The organism is uncultured Veillonella sp., from assembly GCF_915069625.1.
Lineage (GTDB): Bacteria > Bacillota > Negativicutes > Veillonellales > Veillonellaceae > Veillonella.
The window spans coordinates 1-12,545 of record NZ_CAJZFD010000044.1; the positions used below are offsets into that span (position 1 = coordinate 1).

Consider the following 12,545-nt stretch of genomic DNA (forward strand, 5'->3'; position numbering starts at 1 on the left):
GAACTTGCTTCTATTCGATACGTAACTATAAATCGCTCGTCTTTCATAATGCGTCTCCTTTGCAATAATATTATTTAATTATATACCAAAGTAGTACACGATTCCATACAAAAAAAGGCCCCACTCTAAAACTAGAGTGAGACCTTTTGGAAAGAGCGAAAACATGTATATAGATTTTTTACCTATATAAACAAGGTTTCTACCGTGAGAGACAATACATGTAATCGTATGAGAATTAATTAATTTAACTATATCTTATTGATAGAAATGTTTAGGATAACCTTTGAATCGTGTGAAGTGACGATATTTACGTGTTGCACGGTTAGGTTCATTAACTGTTTTATAACCGAAGCCATTGAATACTACATTCAAAAGAACGGCTACGATACTACCAGCTGTGATACCAGATTTCAAAAGAATTTGTGCCCAAGCTGGGAAGTGTGCATAGAATTGAGGCGCTGCCAATGGAATCATGGATACCCCAATACTAATTGCTACGAGCATCAAGTTGTAGTTACCATCGAAGTTAACTTTACCAAGGGAGCGAATACCGCTGGCAATAATCATACCAAACATTGCGATACCTGCACCGCCTAATACAGCATTTGGGATACAAGCTACAATAGCTGCTAACTTAGGGAATAAACCTAATAAAATCAAGATTACACCAGATGCGGCTACAACGAAGCGACTTTTTACACGTGTTACAGCAATAAGACCAACGTTTTGAGCAAATGCAGTGTAAGGGAAGCTATTAAGGATACCACCGATTAAAGTGGATAAACCATCAGCGCGAAGCACTGCAGCCAATTCTTTTTGGCCGATAGGTTTGTCTACGATTTCACCAACCGCAATACTATCACCTGTTGTTTCTACCATAACTACAAGCATTACAATGATCATAGAAATAATAGATGCAAAATCAAAGGTAGGCATGCCAAAGTAGAATGGTGTTACAACGGAAATCCATTGAGAACGACCTACTTCAGAGAAGTCAGTAATACCACAAATCATAGCTAGAGCAGTACCGAGGATAAGCCCTACCAAAATAGCCAGATTACCAAGGAACCCTTTACCAAATCGATATGTCAAAATAACGAGAATAAATGTAGCTACACCAAGAGCTATGTATAGTGGATCGCCGAAGTTTTTGTTACCTACGCCGCCACCCATCCAGTTAACCGCTACTGGCATCAAGTTAATACCAATAATAGTAATGATGGTACCTGTTACTACAGGCGGGAATAGACGAATCAAACGGCTAAAGAATGGTGCTACAACAAATGTAAACAGCCCGGCTACGATAATAGCACCATAAATGGTATTAATATCATGCTGTTGACCAATCAGGATCATTGGACCTACAGAAGCAAATGTTACACCTTGAATAAGAGGAATACGACCACCAACAGGACCAAAGCCTAATGTTTGAATCAATGTAGCTACACCACATGTGAACAAATCGGCTGTGATCAAACGAATTAAATCTTCAATTGGCAAATGCATGGCTTGCGCAATAATGATTGGTACCGCTACGGCACCAGCATACATGGCTAACACGTGCTGTAAACCATAAGCAAATAATTGCGGGATTGGCAGCATACCATCTACATGGTTGACACCAGATACACCTTTACTCATAAGAATCACCTCATATCTTACGTTTTAGTTACTAGTAAATAATATAGTCATACTATCGTACTTGATAGAGTTTAAAAATCTCATAGACTTCACGTGGGAACCTTGATGGACAGGGGCCGTAGCCCCTACCCATTAAGCAAATATTCTATTTTTTATAACCTGTATGTTGAATCGGCAAGGACCTACGTGGTTCTCCGTCGATACGACGATATGCATTTGCAATAGCTGGTGCAATAGGGATACTAGAGATTTCGCCAATACCCTTAGCGCCATATGCATATTGTTCTGGTGTCCCTTTTTCAATAAGGCTTACATGAATTGGGGGACATTGTGTGGCTCTAAGAAGACCTAATGTGCCATATTTAGCTGTTACATAGCCATCCTTATAAGGGAAGTCTTCTGTAACTGCATAGCCCATACCCATGATAGCACCGCCTTCGGCTTGCCCAGCACAAGATTGAGGATTTACAACACGACCTACATCGTATGCTACATGTAGTTCAGCAACTTTATTATCTTCACCAATTCTAGCTACACAAGCACCATAACCGTAAGCAACGTGATTTTTCGGATGTGGTTTATCAGAGTTGAATGGATCTGTTTCACCAAGGAACTCTTCATAAATTTCTACACCATTCAGTTCTTCTAATGTCTTAGTTTCTAACATTTCTTTCAAGCGAAGACTTGCTTTACGCGTTGCTTCACCAGTGAATACTGTTTGACGAGATGCAGTAGTTGTACCAGAGTCTGGTGTACGTACTGTATCTGGACGTTCCACAAATACTTTATCCGCTGTTAAGCCAGTTGTTTCACAAAGCACTTGAGTAGCCATAGTCGCCATACCTTGACCGATACATGCTGCACCAGTACGGATACGAACTTTACCATCACGTACTTCTAAGATAACACGACCAGTATCAGGTAACCCTACACCGATACCACTATTTTTCAAGCATACTGCAAGGCCCGTACGATCAGATGCATAGTATGCATCTTTTACGGCTTCCAAACATTCTGCTAATGCAGTTTCTTCGGAGCAAATTTGGCCGTTTGGTAAGGAATCACCAGGGCGAACAACGTTTTTATAACGGAACTCCCAAGGATCCATGCCTACCAATGCAGCTAATTCATCAATGTTTTGTTCTTGACCAAAGATAGTTTGTGTTACACCGAACCCGCGGAATGCACCACCAGGAACAGTATTTGTGTAAACGCAAACACCATCAAAGGCAAAGTTATCAAATTTGTAAGGACCACAAGAGTGTGTACCTGCACGTTGAAGTACAGGACCACCTAAGGATGCATAGGCACCACAGTTAGATACGATGTTCACCTTACTTGCTACCAAGTTACCTTCTGCATCACAAGCAGTAGTAATATCCATCTCCATCGCATGTCGTTTAGGATGAATATTAAGACTTTCTTGACGGGAGAAGAGAACCTTAGTTGGTTTGCCTGTGAGCCATGCTACAAGAGATGCATGATGCTGTACACTCATGTCCTCTTTACCACCAAAGCCACCACCTACAAGCATGCTATGAACTTTTACAGATTCCTCAGGAATGCCAAGCATACGAGATACTTCATGACGATCATCGTAAACATTTTGGCTACCTGAATAGAGATGAATTACATCGCCTTCACGATATGCTACAGCACATTCAGGTTCCATGAATGCATGATCTGTTTGAGGTGTGGAATAGTGATTTGTCACTACAAATGCGGCCTCAGCAATAGCCTTATCTACATCACCACGAGATAATGTTTGACGAGTCAATACATTTCCATTTGGATGTAATTGAGGTGCATCCGGTTTCAATGCTTCTAATGGGTCTACTACAGGCTCTAACTCTGTATAATCAACTTCAACGAGAGCAAGAACTTCGTCCAAATATTTCTTCTCTGTAGTTGCTACTAATGCAATTGCATCGCCAACATAGCGAGTATTATCACCTTCTGCGATGAGTACATCCCAGTCTGGCACTAAGTGACCAGTCTTATTGAATGGTACATCTTTAGCAGTCAAAGCCGTTACACACTTAGGATGTGAAAGTGCTTTAGACACATCAACGCGATCGACTCTAGCACGAGGGAATTTAGAACGCAACGCTTTTGCGTAAATCATGCCATCCATATGGATATCGTCAGCATATTTTCCAGTACCAAGTGCTTTTTCCTCCGCATCAACGCGGTGTAAACGAGCACCTACATTACCATTTGTATCCTTTTCAGGAACTGGTAAGTTCTCACGGAACATTTTTGCTGCCAGCATAATGCCTTCTTCAATTTTCACATAACCAGTACAACGACAGATATTACCTAAAATAGCCTTTTTAACATCGTCAGGTGTAGGGTCATTATTTTCATCAATCAAAACTTTTGCACTAATAATCATACCTGGGATACAGAAACCACACTGCACCGCTCCGCATTCACCAAAAGCATAGGTGTATACCGCTTTTTCCCGTTCAGATAAGCCCTCAATTGTTACGACTGATTTACCATCTAATTGGGATAGTTTAGTTACACAAGCCTTTGCTTTTTTTCCGTCTATAATTACTGTACACGTACCACAAGCACCAGCACTACAACCTTCTTTAGTGCCCGTCAATTTCAAATCAGCTCTCAAGAAATCAATTAAACGTTGATCCTCTTGAACCTCATGTTGGGTGCCATTCACTTGAAAGCGGTACATATATAGCCCTCCTCTCATTAAGGAATACATTCACCAAGATATGATTCTAATAAGGATCCATCTTGTACCACATGGTGACCTCTAAGGATAACATCTCGAACTTTACCTGTTACGGATATGCCCTCATAAGGTATATAGTCAGCCTTTGTATGGGCGGACTCTTTTGAAAGCACATGCTCAATGCGCTTATCAACAATTGTAATATCCCCATCGCTGCCAACGGCTAACGTGCCCTTCTTCGGATACATACCGTAAAGCTTTGCAGGGTTTTCACTAACTAATTTCATAAAATCTACAGCGCTCATATTGCATTGATTTACCAACACATCATAAGCGATGATGCCCCGTTCCTCTGCGCCTGGAATACCTCCAGGAATACGGGTAAAATCATGTCGACTCTTTAATTTTTGATCATTAAAGGTAAAGCTACAATGATCAGAACCAATCGTTTGGAATAGACCATTTACTAATGCATCCTTTAATGCCATTTGATCTTGTATCGTTCTCAGCGGTGGACTCATCACATATTTAACACCTTCAAAATCAGGCAACGTATATCGTGATTCATCAAGTACCAAATATTGTGGGCAAGTTTCACAAGTCACTTTATGTCCTAAGTTTCGTTCCCGAACAACCTCTTCTAAGCCCTCTTTAGAACTTACATGAACAATATGTACAGGATAGTCTAATGCAGCACCGATTGTACTAAAGCGCTTAATCGCTTCCGATTCAATCATGGCAGGTCTTGTGAGTGGATGATTGCTTACATCTAATTCACCACGTTTACGTTTATCAGCTACGAGTGCATCAATAAGATCACCATTTTCACAGTGTGCTCCAACGAGAGCTCCTGTAGGTTTGATTGTCTCTATAGCATCATAAATTTCTCGATCTGTTAAACGGAAACCATACGCTAAGTACACTTTAAAGGATGACACTCCAGCCTCTACGACCTGTGGTATCTCACGGGCTACATCTTCATTCATTTCTACAAGTTCCATATGGAATTTGTAGTCACAGGAGCAATGCCCTGCCGCACGCTCCTTGTGAACTTCTAAACCTTTACAAAGGGATCCTTCCTCAGGAGAAGCAAAATTAATGATTGATGTTGTCCCGCCAAGAATAGCGGCTTTTGTACCACTATCAAAATCATCCGCAGTAGACGCTAAGGCATTTGTCATCTGAAAGTGTGTATGAGGATCTATAAATCCAGGGAATACATAGCAACCTTTTGCATTAATAACTTCAGCACCTTCTGGAACAGAAAGGTGTTCATCAATGGCGACAATTTTGTCGCCATCGATAAGTAAATCTCCGGTAAGGATTCGATCAGTTAAGACCAAGTCCCCTTGTTGTATGATAGTCATGATACATAGTACACATGCTCTTTACAGAAGGCATGTACGACTCCTTTCAATTCTTCAGGTAATGCATCGATGTCACATACGGCTTCTTCCCCTTTGAAGCGATAACCACAGCTAGTGCCTGTGATGTAGAATCCATCATTTGTACTATCTGCTAAAGCTTCGGCATTGTGGAAGAATGTAATGCGATCCTTGTATGGTTGACAAGGTTCTACGCAATGACATGCACAGTTACCACATTCATTACAGCTTTGATCAATATGGATAATCAATTTAGCATCATTTACAGTAACGACTTCATTACATCTATTAGGACATACGCGAACACAAGAGCCACATGTTACACGGCAGTGATAATCAGAACTACGTGTACCTGGGAAGGATGGCATTGCTTCACGTTTTTTCTTCATTGCATCGCTCTTCTTGAAGATTTTATTTTCACTAATATCTTTAGCAAGTTTAGCGATTAGATCTTTATGTACTTTCAAAGCAGCGTTGTAATCAGTAGATTCTACTTCATCGGCTAAACCTTTAAATGTATTGTAGCCTTCACCTTGAAGAAGAATTGTACATACTGTTACAGGCCAGATACCACAATCAAAGATAGCTTTGATATTTTGTTTTACAGCGCCACCGCTGTAAGATATTGGTAAGCGTTCGCCGAATTGAGCACTTAAGAGCTCAGCTACCCCAATTGTTACAGGTAACAAGGATTTACCAGACATGTACATTTGCTCACCTGGCAATTCATTGTTGTGAATTTGTACAGGGAATGTATTCGTCAATTTAACGCCAAAGATCTTGTTGTGTTTTTCACCAAGAGCGATAAGACGTTCTAACATTGGAACAGCTTTATCAAATTGAAGGTCAACTTCGAATTGGTGATCTTCAAAGTCAATGTATTCAAAGCCTGCATTATCTAATAACTCTCTAATGCGTTTTGGACCTAACAATGTAGGATTGCATTTCAAGTATAAATGAAGGCCTTTTTCACTGATAAGGTAAGAACAAATCGATTCGATTTCTTCTGCTGGGCAACCGTGCATTGTGGACAATGTAATTGCTTGGCAAAGTTCATCGCTAATAGAGTTGATATAATCGGCATCGATATGTTCAAATTCATCTACATGGTCAAGGCACCATTGTTTACAAGTATCCCACATAGGAGATTGAGATGCACTGCGCATTGTGTTGATGAATTTATCAACCATTGGGCTCTTAATACCAGCCAAGTTGTAACCAACACTCATGATGAATAGGAAACCATCTGGATCGCCTAAGCCTAACTCTTTAGAGATTAATTTTAAAGCGAACCATGCTTTGATATATTCATCAGCAGCTTCATCACAGCTATATTCAGAAGACCATTCTACGTTGTATGTTTCGTCTACAGAGTAGATACAAGGTCTAGGAATACCTAGTTCTTCGCCGTACATAATTTGTACAGTTTTTAATTCGATGCAACGAGCACCTGCTACATAAGATGCCACAATGTTTTGTGCCAACTGTGTATTAGGACCTGCTGCTGGGCCTACAGGATTTTCAATAGATTTACCAAACATTGGTAAACGTTGTTTATGATTGATACGATGAATTTTATTTACATTGTAAATACGATTATACATCTTGTACTCAGTCATAATGTGGTTCATCAATTTTCCGAAACTTACCGGATACATAATGTCACTCATAATGTCACACTCCTTTAAAGCGCTTGCGTTATGGGTTTAGTCGTTTCCATAAACCTTTAGATGTTGCTAAAACTTCGTTCATTACTTCAGCTTTGTCGATGCCTTGTAATTTACGGTCAATCATTCGTGGTACACCATCACTAATAGTTGTTACCACATACATACCATTAGCACCGAATAATAAGTGACCATTGATGTTATTTTCATCAAGTGGTGTTGGTGCTGCGTAATCAAGAACGATTACGTCAGCTGCAGCACCTTTTTTAAGGATGCCTACTGTAGTATCAAAGAATTCATTCGCCATTTTACGGTTGTTTTCAAATAGCATATGAGGAACTTCTCCCCAGCCTACATATGGTTTATGTTGCTCATGTTTTACAAGACAATTTGCAACTTTGTAGGATTCGAGCATGTCATTTGTATAGCCATCTGTACCAAGGCCAACTGTGATACCTGCACCTAAAAGCTTCAAGATATCTGTTGTGCCTACTGCATTACCCATGTTACTTTCAGGGTTATGAACAACCTTAGCTTGAGATTCTTTTAATAATTCCACATCTTGATCAGTTACGTGTACGCAGTGACCAGCTATACTCTTAGGTCCTAAAATACCAGCTTCTACAAGTCGTCTTACAGGTGTCATGCCATATTTTTCTTTACTATCTGCCACATCTTCTGGGCCTTCAGCAACATGAACGTGATATCCTAACTTGTCTTCATTTTGTGCTTTCACATAATCTAATGTTTCAGGACTTAATGTAAAGGATGCATGTAAGCCCATCATAGCAGCGAGTCTAGATGGATCTTTTTTAGCCTCTTTACCAAAACGTACATTTTCTGCAACAGCGGCTTTCATCTGATCAACACCGTTACGGTCAGACACTTCGTAGCACAAACAAGAGCGAACACCAAACTGTTTTGCTACATCTGCAATAATAGATAGGCTATTAACTGTTTCGCCATAACTTGCATGGTGGTCAAAAATAGTAGTTACACCATTTTCGATACAACCTAAATATGTAAGCAATGCGCTTGCCTTCACATCTGGAGCTGTCAGCTTATTATCTAAATAGAACCATAGGCCTTCTAAAATTTCACCAAAGTTTGTTGGTGCTGGACCTGGTAAGGATAAGCCTCGTGCAAGAGCGGAATAAATATGATGATGTGCATTAATAAAGCCTGGCATAATCAAACCGCCATGAGCATCAATAACTTCTGCCTCTTTATATGTTTTGCATAATTCATCATATGCGCCAATATCAATAATCTGAGTTCCGTCAATAACAACAGCGCCATCATAAATGATAGGTCTATCAGTATCGCGAGTAATTACAGTACCTTTTCCTAATATAATCATAGGGCACCTCCCCAACGAATCGTTGGATGCATACTTATAAATCTATATATTATTATAATACGATACGTGTACCTGTTTTTCCTGCTATACCATCTTTAGATTTTTCTAATAATGTGATAATGGAAACACGGCCTTTTTTAGATTCTGCAAATGCAATGGCAGCTTCTACTTTTGGTTTCATAGAACCTTCTGCGAATTCACCTGCTGCTGCATATTCTTTAGCTTCTGCAACTGTGATTTCATCAAGCCATTTTTCATTTTCTTTACCAAAATTAATGGCTACTTTTTCAACCGCTGTTAAGATAACAAGTACATCAGCATCAATTTCTTGTGCTAACAAGCTACTAGTCCAGTCTTTATCAATAACGGCTGCTGCACCATGAAGTTCATTACCTTCTCTAGTTACAGGGATACCGCCACCGCCACAAGCAACGATTAATTGTTTACCTACTAAGCCTTTAATCGCTTCGATTTCGATAATTTCTTTAGGTGCTGGGGATGCTACTACACGGCGATAACCGCGGCCAGCATCCTCTTTTACAACATAATCGTAATTTTTTTCTGCATATTCAGCTTCTTCTTTAGTCATAAAGTGACCAATTGGTTTTGTAGGATTTTTAAAACCAGGGTCATTTTGATCAACTAATACTTGCGTAACCATTGTCATGGTTGGCAAATGTTCAATACCACGATTTAACAATTCTTCGTGAAGCGCATTTTGTAAGTCATATCCAATATATGCTTGGCTCATAGCCACACATACAGACAATGGTGTATTTGGTTGACCTTTTACTTCACGTGTCAATGCAGCCATCGCATTGTTGATCATACCGATTTGAGGACCATTGCCATGCGTTACTACTACATCACAATTGGCTTCTACTAAATCAATAATTGTTTTAGCTGTACTTTTTACGGCAATTTTTTGTTCTGGAAGGGAATTACCTAATGCATTCCCGCCTAATGCTACTACAACTCTTTTTTTCATGTTATGCCTCATAACAAACTATTTAGAATAAAAAGGAGCCATCATCACGGATGGCCCCTAAACTTTACTTTACGGTTGAACTCGGTCAGTTCCCTTCCGCTCTAATTCTTTTAAGGTTTCTACAGGATTCTTAAATTTGCTTAAGAAGATCATAGCTGCAATAACATATGGTTTGTAGCTTGCTTCTTTATAAAGAGGTATACGATAGCGATCGAATACTGTTGCGTCTACTTCGCCTTCTTCACAACTTACACCTGTAATATCTGCTGGTAAGCAATGTAAGTAAAGAGCTTTACCGTCTTTAGTGAGACTCATCATCTCTTCAGTACATGCCCAATCTTTATGTTTACCATTTTCTTCAAGAAGAACTTTTTCTAATGCTTTAATGCCTTCATGGTCGTTTTCGCCATATAGTTTCGTACGTTTTTCCATCGCACCAAATGGAGCCCAGCTCTTAGGATATACGATATCTGCATCTTTGAAAGCGTCCTTCATGTCGTTAGTTCTACGGAAGGAACCGCCGCTTTCTTCAGCTTGTTTCTTAGCAATTTCTTCAACTTCCGGCATTACTTCGTAGCCTTCTGGATGTGCTAATACAACTTCCATACCTAGACGAGTGAATAAACCAATAGCACCTTGAGGTACGGATAAAGGTTTACCATAAGATGGAGAGTACGCCCAAGTCATAGCAAGTTTTTTACCTTTAAGGTTTTCTACACCACCAAATTCTTTGATAATATGAGCTGCATCAGCCATGATTTGTGTTGGATGATCGATATCGCATTGTAAGTTTACAAGTGTAGGACGTTGTTCTAATACGCCATCTTCGTGACCTTCTTTTACTGCATCGGATACTTGATGCATGTAAGCATTACCTTTACCGATGTACATATCATCGCGGATACCGATAACGTCAGCCATGAAGGAAATCATGTTAGCTGTTTCACGAACTGTTTCACCGTGAGCGATTTGGGATTTACCTTCATCCAAGTCTTGAACTTCTAAACCTAAAAGGTTACAAGCGGAAGCAAAGGAGAAGCGAGTTCTTGTGGAGTTATCACGGAATAAGGAAATGCCTAGGCCGCTGTCGAATACTTTAGTGGAAATATTGCGTTCTCTAAGAGCACGTAACGCATCAGCTACTGCCCAAACACCTTTTAATTCATCTTCAGATTTTTCCCATGTAAGGAAGAAATCTTCGCCGTACATTTTGCTAACGTCTAAGCCTTTTAAAGTTTCAATACTTTTATTGAAGTCTGTCATCTGTAAGTCCTCTCTTTCAATTCCCTAAAGGGCTACTTAGAATCTAACTTTATATGGTACCTCATCATATGGTGAGGTACCATATTAAATTTGTAGTTATGAACTATGTTCTAATGATGTCCGTTTTAATAGATCTAATTCAATGTATTTGATATTAGTCTTTGCAGTATACGGATGGTAATAATGCATATACAGCTGCACATGTTACAAGGTCTTGTTTCCATGTAATTTCGTTAGGAGCATGTGCTTGTGCTTCTGCGCCAGGACCGAAGCCGATGCAAGGGATACCATTACGACCCATGATGGATACGCCGTTAGTGGAGAATGTCCATTTATCAGTCAATGGGCGAGCTTTACGCATTTCAACTGTGTCTTCAGCACCGATACGTTCGTTACCATACAAGCTAGTGTATGCTTCTTCCAAAGCTTCTGTTACTTTGTGATCTTTAGGAATTACCCAAGTTGGGAAGTAGCATTCGATTGGATATGTTAAACCAGTCCAGGATGGACGAGCATATTCGTACATGGATACTTTTGCACCATATTCTTTAACATGTGGTAAAGCTTCGATTTCAGCCAAGCAGGATTGCCATGTTTCACCAGCTGTCATACGACGGTCTAAGGAAACGGAGCAAGAGTCAGCTACTGCACAACGGCTTGGGGAAGTGTAGAAGATTTGGGAAGTAGTTACAGTACCGCGACCTAAGAAGCGAGCTTCTTCGTAGTGGTCAGGATTGAATTTAGGGTCAAGCATTTTAACAAGACCTTTAATTTTTGTGCTTTCATCAGCAGAGTTAGCATTCAATTCACGGATATCTTGAAGGATGTCAGCCATCTTGTAGATTGCGTTGTCACCGCGTTCAGGAGCGGAACCATGGCAAGATACGCCTTGTACGTCTACGCGGATTTCCATACGGCCACGTTGACCACGGTAGATACCACCGTCAGTTGGTTCAGTGGATACTACGAATTCAGGACGAATATTACGTTCTTTAATCATGTATTCCCAGCAAAGGCCATCGCAGTCTTCTTCTTGAACTGTACCTACAACAAGTACGCGATATTTATCACTTAAAAGACCTAAGTCTTTCATGATTTTAGCACCGTATACAGCGGATACGATACCACCTAATTGGTCGGATACACCACGACCACCGATTTTAGTTTCATCTTCGAAACCTTCATAAGGATCGAAGTTCCAGTTATCGCGATTACCAATACCTACAGTATCGATATGAGCGTCGAAGGCAATTAGGGTTTTACCAGTACCCATGTAACCAAGAATGTTACCCATTGGGTCTACTTCAACTTCGTCAAAGCCAAGATCTTTCATTTCTTTTTCAATGCGTTGAACGTGTTCTTTTTCTTCTGCACTTTCACCAGGGAATGCTACGATTTCACGTAAGAACTTGGTCATCGCTGGTCCATAAGTTGCTGCTGCTTGTTTAATTGCTTGTAAATCCATAATTAATGCCTCCTAACGATCTTCACCGTACCACATAATGTTTTTATATCTTTCAGGGTCTGTATCACCTTCAGTGGAGAA

The 12,545-nt window shown here is 40.1% G+C and carries 8 protein-coding genes; all 8 read right to left on the minus strand.

Features of this window, described 5'->3' with window-relative positions; all coding sequences use genetic code 11:
* Nucleotides 1-255: 255 nt before the first annotated feature.
* On the minus strand, nt 256-1,641 hold the full coding sequence (locus tag QZ548_RS03695) for a nucleobase:cation symporter-2 family protein (RefSeq protein WP_105085927.1): 1,386 nt from the start codon (nt 1,639-1,641) through the stop codon (nt 256-258).
* A gap of 145 nt (nt 1,642-1,786) precedes the next feature.
* Nucleotides 1,787-4,336 (minus strand): selenium-dependent xanthine dehydrogenase, encoded by a 2,550-nt coding sequence (gene xdh / locus QZ548_RS03700; protein ID WP_119208541.1) that lies wholly within the window; start codon nt 4,334-4,336, stop codon nt 1,787-1,789.
* Nucleotides 4,337-4,353: 17 nt separating this feature from the next.
* Nucleotides 4,354-5,703, minus strand: a complete 1,350-nt coding sequence (gene hydA / locus QZ548_RS03705) for a dihydropyrimidinase (RefSeq protein WP_119208543.1) — start codon at nt 5,701-5,703, stop codon at nt 4,354-4,356.
* Nucleotides 5,700-7,391, minus strand: coding sequence for a selenate reductase (locus tag QZ548_RS03710; RefSeq protein WP_119208545.1), 1,692 nt, complete (start codon nt 7,389-7,391; stop codon nt 5,700-5,702). The genes hydA and QZ548_RS03710 overlap by 4 nt, the downstream gene beginning before the upstream one ends.
* Before the next feature lie 28 nt (nt 7,392-7,419).
* Nucleotides 7,420-8,748, minus strand: a complete 1,329-nt coding sequence (gene ssnA / locus QZ548_RS03715; protein WP_295792730.1) for a putative aminohydrolase SsnA — start codon at nt 8,746-8,748, stop codon at nt 7,420-7,422.
* A gap of 52 nt (nt 8,749-8,800) precedes the next feature.
* The gene (gene arcC, locus QZ548_RS03720; RefSeq protein WP_105089456.1) at nt 8,801-9,736 is read right to left on the minus strand and encodes a carbamate kinase; all 936 of its coding nucleotides are present in this window, start codon (nt 9,734-9,736) and stop codon (nt 8,801-8,803) included.
* 69 nt (nt 9,737-9,805) lie between these two features.
* Nucleotides 9,806-10,999, minus strand: a complete 1,194-nt coding sequence (gene ygeW, locus QZ548_RS03725; protein WP_295868413.1) for a knotted carbamoyltransferase YgeW — start codon at nt 10,997-10,999, stop codon at nt 9,806-9,808.
* Nucleotides 11,000-11,153: 154 nt separating this feature from the next.
* Nucleotides 11,154-12,464 (minus strand): YgeY family selenium metabolism-linked hydrolase, encoded by a 1,311-nt coding sequence (locus QZ548_RS03730; protein ID WP_119208547.1) that lies wholly within the window; start codon nt 12,462-12,464, stop codon nt 11,154-11,156.
* Between the last annotated feature and the right edge of the window lie 81 nt (nt 12,465-12,545).

Bases quoted from the DNA above. Each gene is read 5' to 3' on its own strand.
- QZ548_RS03695 (WP_105085927.1), bottom strand. From the start codon at position 1,641: ATGAGTAAAGGTGTATCTGGTGTCAACCATGTAGATGGTATGCTGCCA.
- xdh (WP_119208541.1), bottom strand. From the start codon at position 4,336: ATGTACCGCTTTCAAGTGAATGGCACCCAACATGAGGTTCAAGAGGAT.
- hydA (WP_119208543.1), bottom strand. From the start codon at position 5,703: ATGACTATCATACAACAAGGGGACTTGGTCTTAACTGATCGAATCCTT.
- QZ548_RS03710 (WP_119208545.1), bottom strand. From the start codon at position 7,391: ATGAGTGACATTATGTATCCGGTAAGTTTCGGAAAATTGATGAACCAC.
- ssnA (WP_295792730.1), bottom strand. From the start codon at position 8,748: ATGATTATATTAGGAAAAGGTACTGTAATTACTCGCGATACTGATAGA.
- arcC (WP_105089456.1), bottom strand. From the start codon at position 9,736: ATGAAAAAAAGAGTTGTAGTAGCATTAGGCGGGAATGCATTAGGTAAT.
- ygeW (WP_295868413.1), bottom strand. From the start codon at position 10,999: ATGACAGACTTCAATAAAAGTATTGAAACTTTAAAAGGCTTAGACGTT.
- QZ548_RS03730 (WP_119208547.1), bottom strand. From the start codon at position 12,464: ATGGATTTACAAGCAATTAAACAAGCAGCAGCAACTTATGGACCAGCG.